The organism is Trichocoleus sp. FACHB-262 (assembly GCF_014696035.1).
GTDB lineage: Bacteria > Cyanobacteriota > Cyanobacteriia > FACHB-46 > FACHB-46 > Trichocoleus.
This window is the reverse complement of record NZ_JACJPK010000072.1, coordinates 123,658-147,780: the sequence shown is the minus strand read 5'-3', so window position 1 is coordinate 147,780 and position 24,123 is coordinate 123,658. Positions and strand designations below refer to the sequence as shown.

The 24,123-nt window shown below is 47.4% G+C and carries 21 protein-coding genes; 15 read left to right on the top strand and 6 right to left on the bottom strand.

Annotated features, from left to right (window positions below):
* Positions 1-93 precede the first annotated feature (93 nt).
* The 6 genes from H6F68_RS13960 to H6F68_RS13935 all read left to right on the top strand — a co-directional run bounded on the left by H6F68_RS13960 (position 94) and on the right by H6F68_RS13935 (position 10,095).
* Entirely contained in the window at positions 94-993 is a 900-nt protein-coding gene (locus tag H6F68_RS13960; protein WP_190559837.1) for an alpha/beta fold hydrolase, read from the top strand.
* Positions 994-1,169: 176 nt separating this feature from the next.
* The gene (locus H6F68_RS13955) at positions 1,170-1,448 is read left to right on the top strand and encodes a hypothetical protein (protein WP_190559835.1); all 279 of its coding nucleotides are present in this window, start codon (positions 1,170-1,172) and stop codon (positions 1,446-1,448) included.
* Complete coding sequence (locus H6F68_RS13950; protein WP_190559833.1) at positions 1,369-2,343, top strand: PEP-CTERM sorting domain-containing protein; 975 nt, start codon at positions 1,369-1,371, stop codon at positions 2,341-2,343. Before H6F68_RS13955 ends, H6F68_RS13950 begins: the two co-directional genes overlap by 80 nt.
* 1,077 nt (positions 2,344-3,420) lie before the next feature.
* Positions 3,421-5,316, top strand: coding sequence for a CASTOR/POLLUX-related putative ion channel (locus tag H6F68_RS13945; protein WP_190559831.1), 1,896 nt, complete (start codon positions 3,421-3,423; stop codon positions 5,314-5,316).
* Between the two features lie 139 nt (positions 5,317-5,455).
* Positions 5,456-9,079, top strand: a complete 3,624-nt coding sequence (gene smc, locus H6F68_RS13940) for a chromosome segregation protein SMC (RefSeq protein ID WP_199300079.1) — start codon at positions 5,456-5,458, stop codon at positions 9,077-9,079.
* A 53-nt stretch (positions 9,080-9,132) separates the two neighbouring features.
* Positions 9,133-10,095 (top strand): PRC-barrel domain-containing protein, encoded by a 963-nt coding sequence (locus tag H6F68_RS13935; protein WP_190434694.1) that lies wholly within the window; start codon positions 9,133-9,135, stop codon positions 10,093-10,095.
* Between the two features lie 48 nt (positions 10,096-10,143).
* On the opposite strand, the gene H6F68_RS13930 is transcribed toward H6F68_RS13935, so the two are convergent.
* Positions 10,144-10,440, bottom strand: coding sequence for a peptidase (locus H6F68_RS13930; protein WP_190559829.1), 297 nt, complete (start codon positions 10,438-10,440; stop codon positions 10,144-10,146).
* A 126-nt stretch (positions 10,441-10,566) separates the two neighbouring features.
* On the opposite strand from H6F68_RS13930, the gene H6F68_RS13925 reads away from it, so the two are divergent.
* The gene (locus H6F68_RS13925) at positions 10,567-11,316 is read left to right on the top strand and encodes a DUF561 domain-containing protein (protein WP_190559827.1); all 750 of its coding nucleotides are present in this window, start codon (positions 10,567-10,569) and stop codon (positions 11,314-11,316) included.
* Here H6F68_RS13925 and H6F68_RS13920 read toward each other — a convergent pair.
* Positions 11,281-11,448, bottom strand: coding sequence for a hypothetical protein (locus H6F68_RS13920; protein ID WP_190559825.1), 168 nt, complete (start codon positions 11,446-11,448; stop codon positions 11,281-11,283). The genes H6F68_RS13925 and H6F68_RS13920 overlap by 36 nt on opposite strands.
* Positions 11,441-11,656 (bottom strand): hypothetical protein, encoded by a 216-nt coding sequence (locus H6F68_RS13915; protein ID WP_190559823.1) that lies wholly within the window; start codon positions 11,654-11,656, stop codon positions 11,441-11,443. Before H6F68_RS13915 ends, H6F68_RS13920 begins: the two co-directional genes overlap by 8 nt.
* A gap of 145 nt (positions 11,657-11,801) precedes the next feature.
* Between H6F68_RS13915 and H6F68_RS13910 the strand changes: the two genes are divergently transcribed.
* A complete protein-coding gene (locus tag H6F68_RS13910) occupies positions 11,802-14,234 on the top strand; it encodes an NACHT domain-containing NTPase (RefSeq protein WP_199300078.1) in 2,433 nt (810 codons plus the stop codon).
* A 49-nt stretch (positions 14,235-14,283) separates the two neighbouring features.
* Here the strand turns inward: H6F68_RS13910 and H6F68_RS13905 are convergent, their stop codons facing one another.
* Positions 14,284-15,159 carry an NAD(P)-dependent oxidoreductase gene (locus H6F68_RS13905; RefSeq protein WP_190559821.1) on the bottom strand — a complete coding sequence of 292 codons (876 nt, stop codon included), beginning with the start codon at positions 15,157-15,159 and terminating at the stop codon, positions 14,284-14,286.
* A 351-nt stretch (positions 15,160-15,510) separates the two neighbouring features.
* On the opposite strand from H6F68_RS13905, the gene H6F68_RS13900 reads away from it, so the two are divergent.
* Both H6F68_RS13900 and H6F68_RS13895 read left to right on the top strand, forming a co-directional pair.
* A complete protein-coding gene (locus H6F68_RS13900) occupies positions 15,511-15,996 on the top strand; it encodes a DUF4112 domain-containing protein (RefSeq protein WP_190559819.1) in 486 nt (161 codons plus the stop codon).
* Between the two features lie 126 nt (positions 15,997-16,122).
* The gene (locus H6F68_RS13895; protein ID WP_190559817.1) at positions 16,123-17,199 is read left to right on the top strand and encodes a hypothetical protein; all 1,077 of its coding nucleotides are present in this window, start codon (positions 16,123-16,125) and stop codon (positions 17,197-17,199) included.
* Between the two features lie 122 nt (positions 17,200-17,321).
* On the opposite strand, the gene H6F68_RS13890 is transcribed toward H6F68_RS13895, so the two are convergent.
* Positions 17,322-17,588 carry a transporter suffix domain-containing protein gene (locus H6F68_RS13890; RefSeq protein ID WP_190559815.1) on the bottom strand — a complete coding sequence of 89 codons (267 nt, stop codon included), beginning with the start codon at positions 17,586-17,588 and terminating at the stop codon, positions 17,322-17,324.
* 86 nt (positions 17,589-17,674) lie between these two features.
* The gene (locus H6F68_RS13885) at positions 17,675-18,556 is read right to left on the bottom strand and encodes a carbohydrate ABC transporter permease (RefSeq protein WP_313930119.1); all 882 of its coding nucleotides are present in this window, start codon (positions 18,554-18,556) and stop codon (positions 17,675-17,677) included.
* A 327-nt stretch (positions 18,557-18,883) separates the two neighbouring features.
* On the opposite strand from H6F68_RS13885, the gene H6F68_RS13880 reads away from it, so the two are divergent.
* The 5 genes from H6F68_RS13880 (at position 18,884) to H6F68_RS13860 (ending at position 24,119) form a co-directional block, all read left to right on the top strand.
* Positions 18,884-19,579 carry an aldehyde oxygenase (deformylating) gene (locus H6F68_RS13880; protein ID WP_190559813.1) on the top strand — a complete coding sequence of 232 codons (696 nt, stop codon included), beginning with the start codon at positions 18,884-18,886 and terminating at the stop codon, positions 19,577-19,579.
* 242 nt (positions 19,580-19,821) lie between these two features.
* Positions 19,822-20,841, top strand: coding sequence for a long-chain acyl-[acyl-carrier-protein] reductase (locus tag H6F68_RS13875; RefSeq protein ID WP_190559811.1), 1,020 nt, complete (start codon positions 19,822-19,824; stop codon positions 20,839-20,841).
* 104 nt (positions 20,842-20,945) lie between these two features.
* Positions 20,946-21,503, top strand: coding sequence for a class I SAM-dependent methyltransferase (locus H6F68_RS13870; protein WP_190559809.1), 558 nt, complete (start codon positions 20,946-20,948; stop codon positions 21,501-21,503).
* 12 nt (positions 21,504-21,515) lie between these two features.
* Positions 21,516-22,205, top strand: coding sequence for a glycosyltransferase family 2 protein (locus H6F68_RS13865; RefSeq protein ID WP_190559807.1), 690 nt, complete (start codon positions 21,516-21,518; stop codon positions 22,203-22,205).
* A 24-nt stretch (positions 22,206-22,229) separates the two neighbouring features.
* Entirely contained in the window at positions 22,230-24,119 is a 1,890-nt protein-coding gene (locus tag H6F68_RS13860) for a hypothetical protein (RefSeq protein ID WP_190559805.1), read from the top strand.
* The last annotated feature ends 4 nt before the right edge of the window (positions 24,120-24,123 follow it).

Here is a 24,123-nt window from a genome sequence, read left to right as displayed (position 1 = left end):
TCTCTGCCTTTAGAAGGTGGTGCAACCGTTACAGCACCAAGCTTTCAGGCTTAAAAGTTAAGATATTTAAAGATACTTTACAGCTTCCTCACCATGCAAGTTACCCAAGCCAGCAGCATCGCTCCCGTATCTGGTCAGTATTGGCAGTGGCGGGGCCAGCCAATCTACTATGTCCGAGCGGGCGATCGCCAGCCTCACCGTCCTCCGCTGCTGTTGATCCACGGCTTTGGAGCCTCAACCTTTCATTGGCGCAAAAATGTGGCAGGGTTGAGCAACGACTTTGAAGTTTGGGCGATCGATTTGCTGGGGTTTGGGCGATCGGCAAAACCCAACATGCAATACAGTGGCGAGCTGTGGCGGAACCAAATCCACGACTTCATTACCGAGGTGATCGGCCAGCCGACCGTTTTAGGGGGGAACTCCTTGGGAGGCTATGCTGCCTTGTCTGTTGCCGCCCAACACCCCGAAGATGCCGCAGGTTTGGTTTTGTTTAACAGTGCGGGGCCTTTCAGCGATGCTCAGCCTGCACCTAAGAAAGACCCGATCCGGGAAGTGTTCGGCAGTTTTGTGCAGTCGTTATTTCAGCAACCTTGGGCCAGCTATCTCGTGTTTCAATACACCCGCCAGCGTTCTGTGGTGCGCCAAACGTTGCAGAAAGTGTATCTCGATCAAACTGCCATCACCGATGATTTGGTCGATGATATTTTGCGAGCAGCCAGTGACCCTGGTGCCGCAGATGTGTTTGCGGCGGTCTTCAAAACGCCCCAAGGTGACAAGGTGGATGTCTTGTTGGGACAACTCCAGTGCCCTTTACTGATGCTCTGGGGCGAGCATGACCCTTGGATGAACGCCAGAGCCCGCAGCGTCAAGTTCCGTCAGTATTACCCGCAACTAACTGAGCACTTCCTGAATGCTGGGCATTGTCCCCATGATGAAGTGCCTGATCAGGTCAATGATCTAATTCGCTCTTGGGTCAATTCCATTGCGAGTTAAATCTCATTAAATTTCAATCGTGGCGATCGCTCTTTTTGTTCTCTTTTTGTTGTGACAGGGCGATCGCAGCATCTAGGCAGTCAACCAAAAGAGAGTAAAGAATTTATAGAAGTTCTCCTGCTGCTTCCACCCATTCCCTAATAATGAATTGGTTTTATGGATGGAGGAGTGGGTTTATGCAATGGAGAGAGATCGCGTATCAAGCTGCTACAGTGGTCAGCGCCTTGACCGCTTGGGGTTTACAACAGACCTCAGCGCAAGCTGCTTTGCTAGTAGGTAACACTGCCGGGAACAACGTTCTCATTTTTGATGAACGCACAGGCAAGCTGGGTGGTGAATTTATTGGCGCAGGTAGTGGGGGTCTGACTAGCCCAGATGATCTTACCTTTGGATTCAGATGGCGATCTCTATGTCAGCAGTGGCAACAACTTCTCAGGGGCAATTCTGCGCTATGACGGCAGAACGGGGCAGTTTCTAGGCCGCTTTGATCAAGGAGGAACGCTCATTCGTCCCTACGGTTCGGCGTTTGGGCCAGATGGCAAGCTGTATGTCAGCAGTTTCTTAAGCGATCAAATTCTCCGGTATGACGGCAAAACAGGAGCTTTTATCGATGTGTTTTCGACGGGAAATGGCCAAGCCAACAGCTTGAATGGGCCTAACGATTTGCTGTTTGATGCGGCTGGTAATCTCTATGTCACCACGCAGGGCAGTGTGGCCGTTTCAGGCGATGGTGATGGCGATGGCGTTGTAGAACCCGGTGAGGTTGCAGCTAACTTCCTTGGTTTGCCTAGCCAAGTATTGCGCTTCACCAATCAGAATGGCGTGCTAGACTCCACTCCAACTGTTTTTGCTGACCAGCCGCAACCGCTGCCACTCAGTTTTGGCTTTGTCAGTTTCTTAGGACTGGCGATCGCGCCTAACGGAGATCTGGTCACTACCGATTTTGCCAATGGTATCCGCAGCTACGACTTAGCTACAGGCACACTCAAATCAACGATTGCTACCAGCTACGCCACCTTCAACGACAACGGCCAACCCCGCAGCAGCAACTTCATTGGCAACCTCACCTTTTCTCCTGACAACAACCTCTACACGGTTGGTTTTGATTTCTTAAACAGCAACTTCGGAGCCATCCTCCGCTACGACGGCACCACAGGCCAACCGTTACCCAGTCCTGGCAATTCCAACGCTGTTTTTGTCTCCACAAACCCCAACCTCAAGCGCCCGATCGGCATCACCTATGCCCCGATTAGCGTCCCTGAACCCATTAGCACAGTTGGCTTATTGGCCTTCGGCGTTGCAGCAACAGCGTTATCCCTAAGGCGCGATCGCAAATCTTCTAATCCCTAAAACTAATCAGGCGATCGCTCTTTTTGTAAGGAGAAGGGCGATCGCATCATTAAACCTTTCTCAACTAAGTGAAGCGCTTGAATTGGCTAGAACTTACCAGCCTAAATTTGCTAAAAAACTATAACCTGAATCTGAAGAGCTACACTCCAACTCTCTAACTTGAAGTTTCCTCGGAAATAGTTGTGGCCCTCCCAGGGAGTCGTTCTGTCAGGACACGATCAACTGCTTCCTTGTACTTTGAGGAGATTTGTAGCTCTATGGGGGTAGATTTACCAGTTCCAAATAAGCGAAGCTTCAGACTATTTTTCTGCCAGCTATAAGATGCAATTTCGTTCCATCTTGCCACCTTAATTCTTCTACAACTGATACCCTGCGTCCTGAACTCCAACTTGCTTGATATCCATAAGCACAAGAAGAGGGCTTGAGACCACTGAAGCATTGGACTAAACACAGTGAGTACAGAAATGGGAACCGTGGGAAACCCTCGGATCATCATCCCCTCAATTGCTACCTGAGTTGAAAAAATTGCTATTCCTAGTACAAAAACTATCAATAACCCAAAAGTAACTCGATACCATAACGGAAAAAGCCAACTTGGTCTCAGAAGTAGAGATTCTGCATTTCTTCTGGGTGGTAAGAGCAAAACACTAATTGTCCAAAACAAGCCGTTGGCAAATCCAAACATTGATGCTTGCTCGAATGTTGCCACTAGCCAATTGGAATTTCCCTGCGAGGGTAGCAGGTTACTAGCAGCCCAGGTTGGGAGTGTTGATAGGAGCAAGAAGCCAAAAACGAGGCCCCAGAAGAGACCAATTCGCCTTTGAGGTACTTGGTGAACTCTAGTAACTGCACAAACTCCTATCGCAACCCCAACAGCCCCAAGGAAAATTAGGCAGGCGACTAAGTTCTTCATCATTGGCTCCATTCTTGGCCAGAATATGTGGCAATAATAGCCATACAGGGAACACTTTTTACACCGCTTAGCATGTCAGAGCACCTTCAAAGCAAGCGCGTGCCTATGGTCTTTAGGCCAAATGAGTGAAACCTCTTTATAGCCGTTAAGGAATTGTTACCACAATGGGCAAAATTGCCATTGCAGACCGCTTGCGCTACAGATTCGACAACTTTATGTCCAGAGGTACCGTATCCCTCATTAGTGGACTGGCGTTGGTGTCTCTGGCATTTATCCTGTTGATGGCATTCCTGGTTAGCTTGAGTGGGATTGCTCCAGAGGGTGGCGGTCGCCTTAGTCTCCCCGAAGCCATCTGGGGAGTTTTGATGCGAACCTTAGACTCAGGCACCGTAGGCGGTGATACAGGTTGGGTCTTCCGCTTCGCAATGCTGTTTGTCACCTTTGGCGGCATTTTTGTGGTCAGTACCCTGATTGGTTTGCTTAGTAGTGGTATCGACACCAAGCTAGAAGACCTCCGTAAAGGGCGATCGCGGGTAATTGAAACCGACCACATTGTGATTTTAGGCTGGTCGCTTCAAGTCTTCACACTCATTTCTGAACTAGCTCTAGCTAATGCCAATCGACCGGATACCTGCATTGTCGTCCTGAGTGAAGAAGACAAAATGCAGATGGATATTGCCTTAGCCGATACGTTGGGTAAGCTGCCCCGCATTCGCTTAGTCTGTCGTACCGGAAGCCCTAGCAGCATGGCAGACCTCGGTATGGTGAATATTCAAACCGCCCGCTCCATTATTATTCTTAGCCCCCACAACCAACGGGCCGATACCCAACTCGTCAAAACCTTGCTAGCTATTACTAGCATTCCGCGATCGCTACCTCAGCCCTATCACATCGTGGCTCAGGTCCAGAATCCCAAGAGCCTGGATGTGATTAACCTAGTAGGACAGAACGAAGTAGAGGTACTGCTGACAAACGACCTGATTTCCCGCATTGTTGTGCAAACCTGTCGGCAATCGGGTTTATCGATTGTCTATATGGACTTGCTAGATTTCAGCGGCAACGAAATCTACTTCAAAACAGAACCCACTTTACAGGGGAAGCCCTACGGTCAGGCACTGCTGGCTTATAACAATTCCACCGTCATCGGCATTCAGCACTCGAATGGCACGATTCAACTCAACCCACCTATAGAGAGGCCGCTACAAGCAAATGAGCAATTGATCTTAATTAGTGAAGATGATGACACGATGCAGCTATCTGCTCACTCGATACCACCCATCGATCATCAAGCGATTCGACTAGAGAAGCGAGAATCTGCCACAGCAGAAAACACCTTAATTCTTGGCTGGAGCGATCGCGTAACTGACATCATTCGGCAGCTTGATCAATACGTGGCTTCTGGTTCTTCTGTAACCGTAGTGGCGGCATTTCCTGAGGCAGAGGTGGATTTATCCCAGGAAACTTTAGGGTTACAACGACAAATCCTGGAATATCGACAGGGAGATCCCAGCGATCGCGAGGTACTGGAAAACCTCAATTTGACTCAATACGATCATGTTGTTGTGCTGTGCAATCCTGATGTGGAGCCTGAGCAATCTGACGCTGAAACTCTAGTAACTTTGCTGCACCTGCGAGATATTGCCAATCGGCATGATCACAATTTCCAAATCGTCACGGAAATTCTTGATGTGCGTAATCAAGCCCTCGCTCAGGTGGCTCGCCCAGACGATTTTGTCATTAGTGAGCAGATTATCAGCCGGATGCTGGCTCAAGTGGCAGAACAAAAAAGCTTAAATGCTGTATTTGCTGACCTATTCAACCCAGAAGGTTCTGAGATTTACCTGAAGCCAGTAGATGATTATGTGGCGATCGCTCAACCTGTGAGTTTCTACACGGTGGTTGAGGCTGCTAAACAACGCGGTGAATCCGCGATCGGCTATCGTTGCAAAGCCGATGCCAACAATGTAGCCAGGGCTTACGGTGTGGTGATCAATCCCAAGAAGGATCAGCCCATCACGTTTTCATCCCAAGACACGATCATTCTCTTGGCTGAGAGCTAGAAGTTATGTTGTTGGAGATTCAAGGGCGATCGCTTTCAGTGAATTGCAGAGTTTTTGACTCCATCTGAATAGGCTCGTGCTACTCTGTTGGACATTATTGTCATCTGGTGATTGTCATCTGGTACAGTAGTTAGTAAATTTGTACTTACTAGAAGCTTCGCTAGTGGTGTACGTCAAGCGGGTGGAACTCTCTAATTTCAAATCTTTTGGCGGCACGACCCCAGTTCCGTTGCTCCCTGGTTTTACTGTGGTTTCAGGGCCAAACGGATCGGGGAAATCTAATATTCTGGATGCGCTACTGTTTGCTCTGGGTTTGTCTAGTTCCAAGGGAATGCGGGCTGAGCGACTGCCTGACTTGGTGAACAACCAACAGACTGCACGTGGACGCTCTACCGTTGAAGCCAGCGTTACCGTCACTTTTGATCTCGAAGACGAACTCCCGAACCTAGCGGCTGAGAACCCCAACTCGGAGAACAAGTTTAAGCTGCAAAGTCCGGAGTCGAGTGACTGGACCGTAACGCGAAAGCTCCGGGTGACGCAGCAAGGCACCTACACTTCCAACTACTACATCAACGGGGAACCTTGCACCCTCACTGAACTGCATGAGCATCTAAATCGGCTACGGATTTACCCGGAAGGCTACAACGTGGTACTCCAAGGGGACGTAACCAGCATCATTTCGATGAACCCCCGCGAGCGTCGCGCCATCATTGATGAGTTAGCTGGGGTGGCATCCTTCGATCGCAAGATTATTCAAGCCAAAGACAAGCTGGATGCGGTTAAAGAGCGAGAAGACCGCTTTCGCATTGTCGAAAATGAATTGGTGGTACAGCGCGATCGCTTGGCCCAAGACCGTGTCAAAGCTGAGAAATATCAGAAATTACGCAAGGAACTGCAAGCCAAAGAACAGTGGGAAGGTGTGCTGGCTTGGCGCACGCAACAACGGCAGGCACAGCAACTACATCAGCAAATTGAAGCAGGCGATCGCCAGACTACAGAACTAGCTGCCCAACTAACCACGGTTGCGACTGAAGTGCAACAAGCCACGGCAGAACTAGAAGAACTCAACAGTCGAGTTAAAGCTTTGGGTGAGGAAGAACAACTCGCCCTCCAAGCTACCCTTGCTACCCGTGAAGCTGAGTTACGGCAACTGCAAAGACAAGAGCTAGATTTAACCAAAGCCAGTCAAGAAACGGCGGCAAATCTGACCAGAATGCAGCAGGAAATCCAGGAACATCTCAAGACTCTGGGAAACCTGGCTCAGCAACAAACCACAGAAACGCAAAGCCTAGCCCCTCTACAAAAAGCGCGAGATGAGGCGGAGAGTGCCTTAAATCAAAATCGTGAAGCGGCCAGTGCGATCGCCTCTGCCTCTGAAGTTTGGGTGCAGCAGCAAACCAGTCTGCACCAACAAATTGACACGCTGCTGCAAACCTTGGAACCGCAACGCACCGAGCAAGCAAGGTTACGGGAACGAACCACTCAACTAGAGCGGCAGATTCAAGAACAAACGCAGTTATTGCAATCGGTGACGCAAGAAATCGCGGAGAAGGAAGCGATCGCCATCCAGCAGAGCGAAACCCGCGATCGCTTAGCTCATCAGGTGCAAGAACTCGCCCAAGCCGTCGCAAGTACTGAGCAAAATCTACAAATCCAAAAAGAGACCGAAACTCGCTTATTACAAGAGCAACGAGAGAAGCATCGCCGCTTGGACAAACTAGAAGCCCAAGCTCAAGCCGCCCAGGAATCTCAGGGAACCCATGCGACTCGGCTGATTCTGCAAACGGGGATGCCCGGAGTCTGTGGTTTGGTGGCGCAACTGGGTCGAGTAGAGCCACAGTATCAGTTAGCGCTAGAAACTGCGGCGGGTGGTCGCTTAGGCCAGTTAGTCGTGGAAGATGATGCCGTAGCGGCGGCTGGAATTGAGCTACTGAAGCAAAAACGCGCCGGACGAGCCACTTTCCTACCGCTCAACAAAATCCAAGCCCCTCGGATTTCCAATGCGCCTTGGGAGCGGGTTGGCTCTGGCTTTGTGGACTACGCCGTAAACCTAATCGAATGCGATCCGCGCTATCTTGATGTGTTTGCCTATGTGTTTGGCTACACGATTGTCTTCGAGACTTTGAAGGATGCGCGGCGTCATTTAGGGAAGCACCGCATAGTGACGCTAGATGGCGAATTGCTAGAAGTTAGTGGTGCGATGAGCGGGGGCAGTAGCGATAGCCGTTATGCGATCCATTTCGGTAAGGCTGACCCCATAGAATCAGCAGAAATTGTTGAGCTGAAAAAACGCTTACAAGAGATTGATCGCATCCTCAACCGTTGCACCAATGAGATCGCCAAAGCCTCGGTTGCAGTGAAGCAGCGATCGCAAGAACTGATCGAAGCCCGCCAAGCTCACCGGGAAAACCAAATGCAAGTCGAGCAATTGCAAAAAGAGCTCAAGAGCCTTACCCAGCAGCGATCGCAACTAGAAACCCAACTTCAGCAAAACTCTCAAGAGTTAACCACAGCTCAAACACGGCTCCAGACTCTAGAAACTGAGATTCCCACGCAGGAAGCACAACTGCACGAGTGGCGGCAAACCTTGGCTGAGTTAGAGCAATCACAGACGCATAGCGAGTGGCAACAAATCCAGGTGGCAATCCGCGCTCAAGAAGCCCAATTGCATGAGCGAGAGTTAGCGTTGCGTGCTGCGGAACAGCGACTCAAAGATTTGGAAAATCAACAACAACGTTTGCAAGAAAAGGTGCAGCAAGGCCAAACCCGCCTGCAAGAGTATCGCACTCAGCAAACGACCCAAGTAAATCAGCAAGCTGGCCTAAGCGGACAACAAGCCACGCTCCAGCGACAGATTGCCCAAACCCAAACTGAACTCGCGACCTTAGAGAAAACGTTGGGGGTTTCTAAACAAGCCCGCGATCGCCTAGAGCGACAACTGCGCGAACGACAAACCGCGCAACAACAGCTAGAGTGGCAACGGCAGAAACTACAAGAAACCCTGCTAGCCCAGCGGCAACAGTTAGCAGAACTTCAGCAACAGCTCACCGAACAACAAGCAGACCTGCCCGATCCATTACCTGAACTTCCTGAAAATTTAGGTTTAGAGCAATTACAGCAGGAGTTGCGATCGCTGCAAAAGCGGATTCAGGCAATGGAGCCTGTCAACATGCTGGCTCTAGAAGAGTACGATCGCACCCAAGCCCGTCTAGAAGAACTGACGCAAAAGCTCACCATTCTGGAAGAAGAACGTACTGAACTGCTCCTGCGAATTGAGAACTTCACCACTCTGCGACAGCGAGCCTTCAAGGAAGCGTTCGATGCGGTGAATGCGAATTTCCAAGTGATCTTTGCCGAGCTCTCCGATGGCGACGGGCATTTGCAACTGGACGATCACCAAGATCCATTTAACAGTGGCCTAAATCTAGTCGCACACCCAAAAGGCAAACCTGTACAACGACTCGCCTCAATGTCCGGGGGTGAGAAATCCCTGACAGCGCTCAGTTTTATCTTTGCTCTACAGCGCTACCGTCCTTCCCCGTTCTATGCCTTTGATGAGGTGGACATGTTCTTGGATGGAGCAAACGTGGAGCGATTAGCTAGAATGATTAGGCAACAGGCCCAACAAGCGCAGTTTATTGTGGTGAGTCTTCGCCGTCCTATGATTGAGTCTGCTGAGCGCACGATTGGCGTTACCCAAGCTCGTGGGGCGCATACTCAAGTTATAGGCATTAAACTAGAGCCTCAAAGTGCCTCGGTATGATTTAGTAATATTGATACTTAATAGCTAGGATTCACGATCAGGACTCGGACATAATGACATCTGACAAAATCTGGCAACGCTCCGATCTCCTTGGCACTCAAGTGATTACCCGCGATACCGGTAAGCGTTTGGGAGTCGTCAGTCAGTTGTGGGTGGACGTGGATCGGCGGGAAGTCGTCGCGCTCGGCCTCCGAGAAAACCTGCTTTCCGGCGTCCTAGGCAACATGCCTCAGTTTATGAGCTTGAGCAGCATTCGTCAGATTGGCGATGTGGCCCTGGTTGATAACGACACCGTCCTTGATGACATCAATATTGATGGCTATAGCACCCTGATCAACAGTGAAGTGATTACAGAAACGGGTGAAATGCTGGGTCGGGTACGTGGTTTCCGCTTCAACGTTGAGGATGGCAAAGTTTATTCTTTGATTATTGCCACCTTAGGAGTGCCGCTGATTCCTGACCAAGTCGTTAGCACCTACGAGTTGCCGATTGAAGAAATTGTTAGCAGTGGTCCCGATCGCCTGATTGTGTTTGAAGGGGCAGAAGAGCGGGTGACTCAGCTCACCGTGGGTCTGCTAGAGCGCATCGGCATTGGTCGTGCCCCTTGGGAGCGCGAAGAAGAGGAAGACTACATTCTGCCCACCACTCCCGCCGAAAACCAGTTGGGTAGTGGCGTGCGTATTCCCACGATGCAGCAACCGCTGCGGACGCCTCAGCCCGTGGTAGAAGAAGCTTGGAGTGAAGACGACTGGGGAAGTCAACCCGCTCCGAAGCAACTGCGTCAGCAACGCCAAGTCGAGCCTGCTTACTACGATGAGGAAGACAACTGGAGCGAAGCTACCGATCGCGATCGCTATACCTCCAGCTACGATGATGATTACGAAGATGATTTTGCGGGCACCTACGAAGAAGAGATAGTAGAAGATGCCTGGGCTGATGACAAGCCCTACAAGCCTCAAAAGCTAAACATTCCTGAGAAGACCAAAGCGCCTGAGTACGAGGAAGAAGGATTCTAAGCCCTCGCTCCTTTTTCTCTTCAATTTATGAATGAAATGCCAAGGAAGCTAGCGATCGCTGGCTTCTTTTTGTGTGCGCCGTTTGGAAAACAAATTGGTCATGGGTAAGCCTGTTGCCAGCAATCCCAACAACCCCAAACCGTTCAGAATTGGGTAAATACCGCCTAAGCGAAATATCTCACCGTTATGCAGACTGAGAATAGTTGGCGCGATCGCTCCTTGCTGAAACCACTCCACCAAGATCGTGTAGGCCATCCCAGTTAGCACTGTCAAGAGCAGGGGTAAGGCCAGAACTAAAGCAATTTTGCGGTGATATTGCCGCACCAAACGATTTAAGCGATTCATAGAGTAGTTCCTGCTCTATAGGGTGGGAATGTTCAGCCTGCTTGTAATGTAACTTTCAGCAGGGACTAGTATCCAGCTACTAGGAATGCCAAAATGATCCATACGTTTTTTACCTTGAGATGGATCATGACCATTCTTCCCACGCTACAAAGCGCTTTCGAGCAAGGCCGTGCGCTCAAAATTATCAGCGGCTTGCATAATTTTGATGCAGAGAACGTTTTAGCAGTGGCTAAAGCGGCTGAGCTAGGTGGCGCGACGTTCGTTGATATCGCTGCTGATCCTGAACTCGTGCGCCAAGTGCGTCAAGCCATCAGCCTCCCTATCTGCGTTTCTGCGGTAGAACCTGAGCAATTTGTAGCCGCAGTCGAAGCGGGTGCTGACTTAATTGAAATTGGCAACTTTGATAGCTTCTACGCTCAAGGTCGTCGCTTTGAGGCGGAGGAAGTGTTGGCTCTGACTAAAGCCACCCGTGCGCTCCTACCCCATATCACCTTATCTGTGACCGTCCCCCACATTCTGCCCCTCGACCAGCAAGTACAGTTGGCAGAAGAATTGGTGAAAGCTGGCGCAGACATCATCCAGACCGAAGGCGGCACCAGCAGCGCTCCTGCTCACCCTGGCACTCTGGGCTTAATTGAGAAGGCGGCTCCTACCCTGGCAGCAGCAGCAGAAATTTCTCGTGCGGTTAGTGTCCCTGTCCTCTGTGCGTCTGGTTTGTCTAGCGTCACCGCACCTCTGGCGATCGCGGCTGGGGCGGCTGGTGTTGGCGTGGGTTCTGCGGTGAACCAACTCAACAGTGAAGTTGCCATGATTGCAGTGGTTCGCAGCTTGGTAGAAGCGCTAGCGACTGTGAGCCGTGCTCAAGTAACTGTGTAAGCGCGATCGCAACTTATCCTTAAAAATTGTAGCCAGAGAGGAGTATTTGCCAACTTCTTCTCTGGCTATGTTTTTGAAGCGATCGCTCCTTGGGTATTTGGAGAAGAGCGATCGCCACCGTTGCTCATCCATCTGCTTTGGACTGAGGAGGCAGAGACTTCAGCGAAGTTTTCAGCAGTACCCAATCAAGATAGAGAATCAGCAGTTGCATTTTCAGGTAGTTGCTGGAGTATTTGAGGTTGTGATCGTTAAATGCCCACTCCCAAAGTTTCTTGAGCAGTAGACCCAAAACAACTTCAGCAGATTTCCGTAGGGTTAGGTAAACAAAACTCTCAACCATTGCCGTGACCTCGACTAACTCGTTGAAGTCACTGTCTCAATTTCTTTTAGTAGCTATTCATTGCACATAAGCTGACTTGGGCTGACTTGGCGTGACTTAAGTCCAAACTTGCTAAGAGGCTTTGGCTACACTAGCCTTAATGTGATTGCAAAACCCGCAAATGCCGCTTCCTCGTGAATTTCTGGCCCAGATTGGCCGTGAGAAGGAACTGTCTTCAGGCGAAACCGAGGTATTAACTGAGCTGTTTGGGAGCAACAAGAGTCGACAGGAAGTTGCAGATAGCTTGCATATCTCTGACAGTGCGTTGAGTACCAGACTCGGTAAGATTTACGGGAAATTTGCGATAAAAGGAAGCGGCCCCGTCAAACTGCAAAAGCTACAAGACTATTTGGTTGGGCAACTTCAAAAATGGAAGCCTGCTGGTAATGCCCAACAAGATGAGGCAGGTAATGATATTGATGCTTTGGTGCAAGCGGTACGGGAGCAGATTAAGCCGCTAACTAAAGAGCGATGCGGGACAATGCGGGTGCTGGACATGACCCAGCCAGTCGCGCTAACCGGGAAGCAGGGGATTTATACCAACGTCAATATTTTGGAGAAGATTACGGGGCGCAGGCGGTTAGGAATTGAGGAACTACTGAAAGGGTGTGATCTCGAAGAGTTCGATCGCTTGGGTTTAAGCCGAGTCACTGAAAAACGCGTATCAGGCTTAACAGCAGTGGAGCGTTACTCGAAATTGATGGTGTTGGGCAAACCTGGAGCCGGGAAAACCACCTTTTTGAAATATCTGGCGATGCAGTGTATTGAGGGAAATTTCCAAGCCGATCGCATCCCCGTTTTTATAACCCTCAAGAGTTTTGCTGAAGACGAAAATCAACTAGAACTGTTGACCTACCTAGAGCGGTTGATGACAGGTAACCACGTTAGAACGAATCACCATTCATCTCCGAAATTTAGTTCGGAATCCTTTCAAGCAATTATTCAGAAGGGAAGATTGTTGATTTTGCTGGATGGATTGGATGAGGTACGAGAGGAAGATACTAATCGAGTTTTATGGCAGACTCGAGATTTTTCTGAGCAATTTCATGCAAATCAGTTTATTGTCACCTGTCGAATTGCTGCCAAAGAATATACATTTCAGCAGTTCACAGAGGTTGAAGTTGCAGATTTTGACGATGAGCAGATTTGTACTTTTGTGGGCAATTGGTTTAAGTGCCGAGAACCCCAAAATGCTGAGAAGCTCACCGAAAAGTTGATTGGGAGGCTGGAGGAAAATGAGGCTGTTAAAGAGTTAGCAACCAATCCGCTATTACTAACTCTTTTATGTTTGGAATTTGAAGAATTACTCGAATTCCCGACTAACCGAGCTGAGTTATATGACCGAGGACTTGCGGTTTTGTTGAGTAAGTGGGATAACAGCCGCCGGATTGAGAGGGAGCAAGTTTATAAACGGTTATCGTTGAAGCGAAAGGAAGATTTACTTAGCCAAGTCGCGCTCACGACTTTTGAACGGAAGGATTATTTCTTTAGGCAAAGAACTGTTGAGGGTTATATTGCTGATTACATTAGCAACTTACCCGATGCCCAAACTGATCCAGAGGCATTGCTGCTTAATAGCGAAGCAGTATTAAAGTCAATTGAGAGTCAGCATGGATTGTTGACAGAGCGAGCTAAAGGGATTTATTCCTTTTCTCATCTTACATTTCAAGAATACTTTAGTGCCAGGGAGATTAATTCTAGACTTAGTTACAAAGCATTGATGAACAGAATTACTGAAAAGCGTTGGCGAGAGGTTTTTCTGTTAACAGTGGATATGGCGCGAAGTGCTAATGATTTTCTCTACTTAATGAAGCAAAAAGTTGACGATTTGATTACTAATGAAGAAGAGGTACAACAGTTTCTAGGGTGGATAAACGAAAAGTCTTTATTACTGCAGGCTCCATATAAACCAGCAACAATAAGAGCATTTTACCTATTATCTAATTCCTCTCTTTGCTCTGCTCTAAAAATCGAGATTGAAGATGATATTTCACGTCTCAATTATCTACTTTATGATAGAGCTTCTCAATCTAAGATTGCTTCTCTAGTACGTTCTGGAAATAATTTAGTTACTGCTCTTTCATCTGACTTCAAGATTGAGTCAGAGCTAAAGTTCGATTTTGTCATTTCTCGTTTCTTAGTTTATCCTCGTATCTTTGAGATTGACAATGTTCTTTCTGTGGATTTTCCTTCTAATTTACAATATTTACGACCTGAGTTTCAGAGGTTAAAGGATGCAATAGCTGACCACTTTCATGACCTGTCTCAATGGTGGGAAGTTGAAGGAAAAATTAAATTTGAATGCCTTCACAGATCAATAAGGGAATATTGTAATCTTGGGTACAACTGGCAACTCAGCGAAGGGCAAGAAGAACTACTACGGCAGTACTATAGCGCTAATAAACTATTGGTTGATTGCCTCAACAGCGATTGCTACGTCAGCCGAGAAGTGCGGCAAGAAATTGAGGATACCTTACTTTTGCCGATCGCGGAAATTGAGAAATACAAAGCCGCAAAAGTTGTTCAACAAAGTGACTAAGGGTACAGGCTCGCTTCATGCCAGCAGCCCCTGTGATTAACGCGATCGCCTAGACCTTACCTCTTAATGCCTCTAATTCTTCGCGCAGAGACAACGGCGCATAGCCTAGCGAAAAGGCCAGCGAGCTATCGAGAGAAACATCGGGCGGTCTAGGGGCGGCCATTTTTACATCTTGTTGGCGGCCAGCTTTGAGTCCGGTTTCTGGTAATCCCAGCACTTCTACTAGTAAGCGGCCAAACTCATAACGGGAGATGCGTTCTTTCCCGCCTAAATGCACATAGCCTTGCACCTTTTCTAGAGCGAGTAGGAGTCCTTGAGCGGCTGTCGTCCCGCTGGCAGGGGTGCGAAACTCATCAGTAAACAGGCATAGCTCCTGCTCATCCCGAAGCATTTGAATAAAGGGTTGCATGAAGCTGGTAGCAGTGGGGCTAGCCGCGCCAAACATCAGGGGCATACGGCAAATAGCAGTTTGGGGGTAGCGCGATCGCATCCCTGCCTCCGCTAATACTTTTTGCTCCCCATACAGATTCACCGGATTAACTGGATCAGTTTCGCGGTAAGGCGGATTGAGGCCATCAAACACCAAGTCAGTAGAAGAGAACACACAAGGAATGGCGCGATCGCTACAAAGCCCCGCAATGTTGCAGGAAGCTGTAACGTTAATTGCATGTGAAGCCTCAGGATGGGTTTGGCAATAGTTGGGGCTAGACTGCGCTGCTAAATGGATGACTGCATCCGGTTGAACTGTTTCAAACAAGTGCTTCAGGGATACAAAATCGCTGATATCGACTTTGAGAGCCGTGACTCCAGCCATTGCGATCGCTTGGGAACAGTAAGTGCCATAGACATCCCACTGGCGCTGAGCAATTTGGCACAGGTGCCACCCTAAAAAACCGCTGGCTCCGGTGATTAACAGTTTTTTCAAGGTTTATTTCTCAGTAATTTCGTACGTCTTACCACTAATTACTACACTAATTTTCTTTGTTTCTTTGGGTGGTTTGTAAGTCGCAATTTGTAAAGCAATAACAGTAGCTGCTGCGATTAGCGCACCTAATAAAGGGTCCATAATCTTCCCTGATGTTTGACTTAAGCTGTTTTATATTCTGGCTCGAGAAATTAAGTTATGCCAAACATTACTAGTGTTTCTTGATACAACCTCTTGCTATGTGTTGTTTGCATGAGTTGGTATCAGAAATGTTAATAATCCTGGAATGGCGACGTGACAAGATAGCAGGATTCTAGTACTCTAAATTGCCAACCTAATTGGCTACCTCCCATGCGTCTCGATTCAGATGCCAAAACTGCTCGGCTTAAGCGAATTCGTAGCCTGAGCCACCTGCTCGACAACTCTATTACGATTCCGGGGACTCGCTACCGTTTTGGACTAGACCCCATCCTAGGGCTTTTACCCGGTGGCGGAGATTTAGCGAGCTTCTTATTCTCGGCCTACATTATTTGGGAAGGTGCCAAACTGGGCGTGTCTCAAGAAACCTTAACCCGCATGGTATCGAACGTGCTATTTGATACGGTGGCTGGCACGGTGCCTGTACTGGGGGATTTCCTAGACGTAACTTGGAAAGCCAATACCAAAAACGTCGCATTGCTTGAAGATCACCTAAGGGTTGCTCCCGCTAATGCCCGCTCAGTGAACCGCTGGGTTGTCGTTGCAGCTCTGCTAGGACTGCTCATTGTATTTATTGGCGTGGTGACACTGAGCTTTTTAGTCTTCAGTTGGCTCTTCCGACAACTAACGGGTAGCTGAGGTTAAGTGAAAAGTTGGTGATGGGCCTGAGCGATCGCAGACTCATCAACTTTGGTCAGTTTTTCTCATGGCAACCCCTTGTAGGCATGTCATAATGATCCGGCTGTTTTCTGCATATGGTTTCTCATGGTTCAAGCTCCTCAATTTCCCACCGACCTTGCCGCTGCTGCCTTAGAAGGTGGACTAGAACTCAATTTCGAGCTGCCTGATCCAGAAGATGAGCAGATTCCAGATTTAGAATTTCAGCAACGGGTAGAAGCCGCTTGGCAAGTTTGCGATCGCTTTGACCTGCAAACCGACATTTGGCGAGGTCGAATTTTGCGAACCGTCCGCGATCGCGAAAAGCGGGGAGGTGAAGGACGCGGCACCGGATTCCTCAAGTGGCTGCAAGACCGAGAAATCAGCAAAAGCCAAGCCTACTCCTTGATTGAGGTGGCCGATAGCGCTGACACTCTACTAGAAGGTGGCTATCTCGACACCGACTCCGTCGAGCGCTTTAGCAAACGCGCCTTTGTCGAAACTGCTCAATCAGCGCCAGAAGTGCAACAGATGGTCAGTGATGCAGCCCGCAGAGGCGATCGCATTACCCGGCGCGAAGTGCGGCAGCTCTCCGACGAATGGACCGCCATGACCTCCGATTTGCTACCAGAAGTCATCAAAGAAAAAGCCGCCGCCAACTCCATCCCCTCGCGTTATCTAGCGCCATTCGTGCGGGAAATGGAAAAACTGCCAGAGTCGCACCAGGCAGAACTCCGCGAAACCGTAGCCGAAAGCCCAGACGTAGACACCCTCAAGCAAGTCACCTCTGAAGCCAAGTATCTAGCCAAATATCTAGAAGCCGCCACCAACGTCCAAGCCCTCAACAACGAGTCCCTAGATCTAGAAGCCGCTTTAGAAGAAGCTCTCCGCATTGGCTCCCTTAGCTCCACCGCTGATTTAGTCAACCAAGCCGCTCAGCTCGAACAAACGATCGCCAAGCTATACACCACCTGGAAACGAGTCACAGGCTTAGTCGATCGCCTCTACGTAGACAGCGGAGCCAGCACCCCCCACCTGCGATCGCTCCTCAGTTGCCTCAACCACCTCTCCGGAGAAGTCGTCGAAACCCAAATCGGTAGCCTAGAATCCTCCCGAACCATCCGCCTCACTATTCAAACAGACTTGAAGGATGAGGAAGGGGAAGGGGTGAGGAGTGAGGAGTGAGAAGCAAGACACAGAAAGAGCAAGAGCATCGAAACACTCATACTTAGATTCATTTGGAGGGGGCCTGGGGGACGCAACCGTCCCTCAGCGGGCTTTGGGGGCGAGTGCCCCCAAGGATCGGATTACCTCAAACTGCGCCCCAATCGATTAATCCCCCGCTTCAGCGATCGCCACACAGCCTTGAAATTAAAAAACTGTTTATAGCGCTGCGCCGCCTCCTTCCCCACAATCAGCAGCCCCAGCCAAAACAAAATCTCTGCTAATACCAGCAGTGCAGGGATCAGTAAGGTTTTTTGCGTTGTCGTGATTGGTAGTCGGGGTAAGACCAACGCGATCGCAGCCCAAGGTAAAAACGACACCCCAATTAAAACCAAGCCCAACTTCTGCATGATTTGACCCCTGCAACCCCAGTCTTTCAGTATAAAGGCCGCTTTATGCACTGTTGAGGATTCAAGTCTGTAGTAGAAACTACCATCTAGTTTTTGATTCCTGTAGTGGCAATACCTTGGATGAACTGCCGCTGCCCCACCAAAAACAGCAGCACCACTGGAACAGTTGCGATTACCACCGCTGCCATCATCAAAGGCCAATTGTTTGTAAATTGCTCTTGAAAACTGGCCAAAGATAACTGGACAGTCTGTAATTCTGGACGAGTCGTAAACACGAGCGGCTTGAATAAATCATTCCACTCACCAATAAAAGTAAACAGGAATAGCGTCACTAAGGCTGGACGAGCCAACGGCAGCATCACTCGCCACAAAATTTGCCAACGAGTCGCTCCGTCTAAAGCTGCAGCTTCTTCTAGTTCCACCGGAATCGTTTGGAAATACTGTCGCAGCAAAAAAATGCCAAATCCGTTGGCTGCTGTGGGTAGAATCAGCGCTCCGTAGGTATTAATTAAGTGACCCCACTTCAAAATCAGGAAAACCGGAATCACCAACAGTTGAAACGGAATCACGAGTGTAGCCAAGACGAGCAAGAGAATTGCCTGCCGCCCCCAAAACTGGAAGCGAGCCAAAGCGTAACCTGCCAAAGCGGATGTGAGAGTCTGCAACCCTGTTACGGCGATCGCCACCAGCGTCGAATTGGCGAAAGCCAACAAAAAGTTGCCTCGCTGCCAAGCTTCCCGATAACTGTCCCAAGACCATCTTGAGGCAAAGTTTTCACCTACGTTGCTGAGTGCGGGAGTCGGTGTCAAGGAAGTCCAGAAAACGATGGCAAGGGGAGACAAAACAACCGCAGCCCCAACGAGCAGCAGCAGGCCATTCAACCACGCCAAAGTCCGCTCCCAACTCCAGACAGGTTTGACAGAGGGAGAGACTGGGACATTAAGTTTTGCGGGTAAATTCTGACTCACGCTCGGTTCGCCTCGTGCGCTGGTTTAGTAATCTTGTACGCTGATAGTTATGGTAAATATGACCATTGGGTGAGTTTTCTTACTTATTCATGCTGTAAGGTCATAGATAGACAGTAGCGTGAGTCTCGATGCAACTGCTTAGTGATCGACTCACGGGTCAACTTGTGATATTCCCACTTTCTGCTTGGTCGATCCGCCATTAAAAAAGGTTAAAGTAACTTAAGGTTGTAAATTAATAATTTACATTCTGCCGTCACAATCTTTAGTCCATAGTTCTACCAAGTCGAACTATCACCGACTGATTCATGATGAGGAGACAAGAGATCCATGCCGCAGCTTGAGGCCAGTCTAGAAATTGACTTCCATAGCGCAGCCTACAAAGATGCCTACAGTCGGATTAACGCGATTGTGATTGAAGGCGAACAAGAGGCTCACGAAAATTACCTGAAGCTGGCTGAAATGCTGCCGGACAATCACGATCAATTGGTGAGTCTAGCCAGAATGGAGAATCGCCATAAGAAAGGCTTTGAAGCCTGTGGTCGTAATCTTCAAGTCACGCCAGATATGGAGTTTGCTCGTCAGTTCTTCTCTGACCTGCATGGTAATTTTCAGGTCGCAGCGGCAAACAACCAGATTGTGACTTGCTTGCTGATTCAATCCCTCATTATTGAGTGCTTTGCGATCGCAGCTTACAACATCTATATTCCCGTCGCTGACGACTTCGCGCGTAAAATCACCGAAGGCGTGGTGAAAGATGAGTACAGTCATCTGAACTACGGAGAAGAATGGCTCAAAGCTAACTTTGAAACTGCTAAAGCTGAGCTGGAAGTAGCGAATCGGCAGAACCTACCTTTGGTTTGGCGCATGTTGAACCAAGTCGCAGAAGACGCTCAGGTTTTGGGCATGGAAAAAGAAGCTCTAGTAGAAGACTTCATGATCCAGTATGGTGAAGCGCTGAGCAACATTGGTTTTAGCACTCGCGATATCATGCGTATGTCTGCTTACGGTCTTGCTGCTGCCTAAGTTAGGAACATTCAGGCAACCTCAAGAGTCTGATGAGGCAACCCACTGCAAATCTTTCCTTTTGATCAGAGTCAGTTGTTTTCTACTGAGCGATCGCTATTTAGTACATGCACGAATTTGCCGATCAGAACCTACCAACTGATCGGCAAATTTATGTAGTATTTTTGAGTGCTTTGAGCAATCACCCGTTTCAATTACTACTAACCTAAAGCTAGCCTGAATCGTAGGCTCCCCAACCGTCCATGTTTGGTCTTATCGGTCACCTCACTAGTTTAGAACACGCCCAATCTGTTGCCAGAGAGCTAGGCTACCCAGAGTACGCTGATCAAGGATTAGATTTTTGGTGTAGTGCTCCCCCGCAAATTGTTGACACTATCACGGTCACTAGCCTGACGGGCCAAAAGATTGAAGGCAAGTACGTTGAATCTTGCTTCTTGCCTGAAATGTTGGCCACACGACGCATCAAGGCAGCTACTCGCAAAGTAATTAATGCCATGGCCCACGCTCAAAAGCATGGCCTTAACATCACAGCTCTAGGTGGATTCTCTTCAATCATTTTTGAGAATTTTAATCTAAATCAAATTCAGCAGGTCCGGAATATCAAGCTGGAGTTTGAGCGCTTTACCACTGGTAATACTCACACGGCCTATATTATTTGTCGTCAAGTTGAACAGGCAGCAAAACAATTAGGGATTGAACTCTCGAAAGCGACAGTTGCGGTTTGTGGAGCTACTGGAGATATTGGCAGTGCCGTGTGCCGCTGGCTAGATGCTCGGACAGATGTGGCAGAACTGTTGCTCATTGCCCGCAATCAAGAGCGCTTATTCGATTTGCAAGCAGAATTGGGTCGTGGCAAAGTCATGGAGCTGGACGAAGCCTTACCCTTAGCGGATATTGTCGTTTGGGTGGCTAGTATGCCCAAAGGTGTAGAGATTGATCCGTCTGCCTTAAAGCAGCCTTGTTTGCTGATTGATGGTGGCTACCCGAAAAACTTAGGGACTAAGATTCAGCATCCTGGTGTGCATGTTTTGAACGGCGGCATTGTGGAGCACTCCCTCGACATTGATTGGCGAATTATGCAGATCGTCAGTATGGACGCTCCTGCACGTCAACTGTTTGCCTGCTTTGCAGAATCTATGCTTCTAGAATTCGAGAAATGGCATACCAATTTTTCCTGGGGGCGCAACCAAATTACGGTTGACAAAATGGATCAGATTGGAAATGCCTCAGTGAAACATGGATTTCGCCCTTTATTACTTTAAATTGAATAATTGGCTCAGATCTTGAGATAATTGATGCGCTGTTTGATGTTTTTTGCCTTCCCAAAAAGCATCAAAATATCCTGGGAGAAATGCTCTCTAAAATTATGAGTGAACCCTTTTTAGAGCCTATACTGCGATGGATGCGGCTTCAGAGAGTCGTTTCTCGAATTGCTCCAAACTCCACGGTTCTGGATGTAGGATGTGGCAGAGCAGCAGTTTTCTTAAAAGCGATCGCTCCTCGTATTGCCCAAGGCTTTGGAGTAGACTTCAAAGTAGACACTGTAGAGTTCAAAAACATCAAAACTCTACAGTTCAAGTTTGATGGTTCCCTGCCTTTCGCGGATGCCAGTTTTGACGTAGTAACGATGCTAGCTGTGCTAGAGCATATTGAACACGAGCATCAAATCTTGCAAGAAATTCATCGGGTTTTAAAGCCTGACGGTAAGCTAATAATCACTGTACCCTCCATTTGGGCACAACCCATTCTGGAGTTCTTAGCCTATAAATTAAAAATTGTATCTGAAGCAGAGATTAGAGATCATAAAAGGTACTATAACCGACAAAAGTTGAGGAAGGTGCTTGTGGGAGAAACTAACTTTCGTAGCTTCCATCACCAATATTTTCAGCTTTGGATGAACAACTTCTGCACTGTTGTTAAATAGAACTGTCAACAGATGAAGCTAACTGTAGTAATCCCTTGCTTTAACGAATTAGGCAGTATTGAGCAGATCGTTAAAGCAGTCAAGGCCTCTCCAATCAAAGACTTAGAAATCATCATTGTGGATGATTGTTCTACAGACGGCACTAGGAATCTATTAGCTTCCGCTATAGAGGCGCAAGTTGATCAGGTGCTCTACCACAAGAAGAATTATGGCAAAGGAGCCGCCCTACGTAGTGGTATTCAAGCGGCTACTGGAGACATCGTCATTGTGCAAGACGCAGACTTGGAGTATGACCCTCAAGAATATCCTTTGATGATCCAACCCATCCTAGACGGCAAAGCAGATGTAGTTTTTGGATCTCGTTTTATGGGAGGCCGACCCCACCGAGTTGTCTACTACTGGCATATGTTAGGGAATAAGTTTTTAACTACTCTCTCTAATATGCTGACTAATATTAATCTCACTGATATGGAAACTTGTTATAAAGCTTTCAAACGTGAGGTAATTCAAGCGGTCAAGATTGAAGAGAATCGCTTTGGCTTTGAGCCTGAAGTGACTGCAAAGGTTGCTAAGATGGACTGCCGAATTTACGAAGTTGGCATATCCTACTATGGTAGAACCTATAAAGAAGGTAAAAAAATTGGCTGGAAGGATGGATTTCGAGCCATTTACTGTATTTTGAAGTACAACCTATTTCCTTGATTCTAGCTCTGAGCTAGTCAGAAGATGCAGGCTGAAAAATCAAAGAATATTTTATATATTGAGTGCCTTCTTGTTTTTACGCTTTGTTGTGTCGTTTATCTAGCCAATAAAAAATTAATAAGTACTGGAGATTCTTTACCTAACTCATTACTAGCGTTGAATTGGCTAAAGAACCATACTCTTTACTTTGATTCTTTTAGAAATAACTATTTTTTTGAAGGCTACGATGGTCTACCGTATTTTTTTGCAGAGTCTAAAAGCAATCATCTAGTTTCTGTCTACCCAATTGGCACTGCTATTGTTAGTTTGCCAATTTATTTAGTTTTTTCGATTTACTTAGATGTAATAGCTTTTATAAAAACTAACATTACAGGTATTCCCTTTGATTTTAATTTAACTAATGCAAGCTTTGAGCCTTATAGACAAGCTTTTGAAAAACTTGCGGCAACACTAGCTACTTCCCTGTCAGTTGTCATCTTTTATATATCTAGTCGTCTGAAATTTCCTCTTGCCACCTCTCTTGTTTCTACTTTCATATATGCTTTTGCCACAAACACTTGGATGACTAGTTCTCAAGCTTTATGGCAGCATACTGCGACTAACTTAGTGCTGGCAAGTCTGCTCTTATGCTTGCTAAAAGCTAATCGAACCGAAAAAAACCACCTCAGATTCCTGCTGTTTTTAGCAGGTTTTTTTTGTGGGTTGTTACCTATTATTCGACCTACTAACTTACTTTTCTCTATTGCGGCGATATTGTATTTAGTCTCAATATATAGAAGAACAGCATTATTTCTGCTTTTGGGTCTTCCTATTAGCCTCTTGGGGATGGCTTGGAACTTCTACAATTTTGGTGATTTCCTAGGTGGGTATACAGCTTTAGGAAGTGCTTACGAGGTGACATTTTATAGATTTAGTTTTGATCAGTTTCTACAAGGGTTTTTGGGATTGCTATTTAGCCCTAGTAGAGGTATTTTTGTCTTCTCACCTATAGTCATATTTTGTATTCCTGGCTTCTGGCAAGTTTTCAAGAAATCCAAAAATTGTCAAGATGAAAGACTAATTGCATCTTTAGCTATTGCTGGGATAATTTTGTTTTTTAGTTATTGCTTTTATACAATTTGGTGGGCTGGAGGTTCATATGGCCCGAGATTTATTAGTGATATAAATCCAATACTTTGCTACTTGATAGGATATTTTATTGATAGCCAATTCAACTTTGTGTCAAGCAATCGAAAAATATTCATTTCAAGTCTAACTGTTTTTCTAATTTTTTTGGTGATTTCTACTTTCTCTCAAGTGCTAGGTGCTTTTAGTAAAGCAGAATGGAATGGATTGCCGATTAATGTTGACACTTATCCTGTAAGACTTTGGGACTTGAAAGACACTCAGTTATCTAGACATGCCAAAAGTTTGTTCTTTCAGATTGCTAAACCCATTGAAAACATAGCAATATATTCTCAGAAGCTAGCAGGAATGATTGAAGAAGTTGAGAAAATTGATACGCAACAGTTAAATAAATATGTTCCCATACCAGATATTTCCGCTCCAGGTGAGCTGATAATTTTAAGGGCTAAGCTGAGAAATACTGGACCATCTAGATGGCTTGGTTATGAAAGCGGGGTTATACCAGGGGAGACAAGAGTTCGCTTAAGAGTATTTGATCATATTAATACCCAGGTGCTCGAGACTCGCCTTTTTGTGAGTGGTATCGTAGAGCAAAACCATATCGCTGAGGCGATCGGTGCTTTAGCATTACCTAAAGAACTAGGTTCATATCGACTAGTTTTTGATCTGATTGCAGAGGGAATTGGAGAATTTCCAAGCAGCTCAAAATATGAATCTTATGAAGCCAAGATTATAATTAAATGTCAAATCACTGAAGAAGCTTTAAAGGAATTTTGTGCAAAGCGTTGATTGA

Excerpts from the sequence above, each read along its gene's own strand:
- H6F68_RS13880 (WP_190559813.1), top strand. The coding sequence starts at position 18,884 with ATGCCGCAGCTTGAGGCCAGTCTAGAAATTGACTTCCATAGCGCAGCC.
- H6F68_RS13895 (WP_190559817.1), top strand. The coding sequence starts at position 16,123 with ATGGTTCAAGCTCCTCAATTTCCCACCGACCTTGCCGCTGCTGCCTTA.
- H6F68_RS13920 (WP_190559825.1), bottom strand. The coding sequence starts at position 11,448 with ATGGATGAGCAACGGTGGCGATCGCTCTTCTCCAAATACCCAAGGAGC.
- H6F68_RS13925 (WP_190559827.1), top strand. The coding sequence starts at position 10,567 with ATGACCATTCTTCCCACGCTACAAAGCGCTTTCGAGCAAGGCCGTGCG.
- H6F68_RS13870 (WP_190559809.1), top strand. The coding sequence starts at position 20,946 with ATGAGTGAACCCTTTTTAGAGCCTATACTGCGATGGATGCGGCTTCAG.
- H6F68_RS13890 (WP_190559815.1), bottom strand. The coding sequence starts at position 17,588 with ATGCAGAAGTTGGGCTTGGTTTTAATTGGGGTGTCGTTTTTACCTTGG.
- H6F68_RS13935 (WP_190434694.1), top strand. The coding sequence starts at position 9,133 with ATGACATCTGACAAAATCTGGCAACGCTCCGATCTCCTTGGCACTCAA.
- H6F68_RS13860 (WP_190559805.1), top strand. The coding sequence starts at position 22,230 with ATGCAGGCTGAAAAATCAAAGAATATTTTATATATTGAGTGCCTTCTT.
- H6F68_RS13900 (WP_190559819.1), top strand. The coding sequence starts at position 15,511 with ATGCGTCTCGATTCAGATGCCAAAACTGCTCGGCTTAAGCGAATTCGT.
- H6F68_RS13930 (WP_190559829.1), bottom strand. The coding sequence starts at position 10,440 with ATGAATCGCTTAAATCGTTTGGTGCGGCAATATCACCGCAAAATTGCT.
- H6F68_RS13945 (WP_190559831.1), top strand. The coding sequence starts at position 3,421 with ATGGGCAAAATTGCCATTGCAGACCGCTTGCGCTACAGATTCGACAAC.
- H6F68_RS13950 (WP_190559833.1), top strand. The coding sequence starts at position 1,369 with ATGATCTTACCTTTGGATTCAGATGGCGATCTCTATGTCAGCAGTGGC.
- H6F68_RS13875 (WP_190559811.1), top strand. The coding sequence starts at position 19,822 with ATGTTTGGTCTTATCGGTCACCTCACTAGTTTAGAACACGCCCAATCT.
- H6F68_RS13915 (WP_190559823.1), bottom strand. The coding sequence starts at position 11,656 with ATGGTTGAGAGTTTTGTTTACCTAACCCTACGGAAATCTGCTGAAGTT.
- H6F68_RS13955 (WP_190559835.1), top strand. The coding sequence starts at position 1,170 with ATGCAATGGAGAGAGATCGCGTATCAAGCTGCTACAGTGGTCAGCGCC.
- H6F68_RS13960 (WP_190559837.1), top strand. The coding sequence starts at position 94 with ATGCAAGTTACCCAAGCCAGCAGCATCGCTCCCGTATCTGGTCAGTAT.
- H6F68_RS13865 (WP_190559807.1), top strand. The coding sequence starts at position 21,516 with ATGAAGCTAACTGTAGTAATCCCTTGCTTTAACGAATTAGGCAGTATT.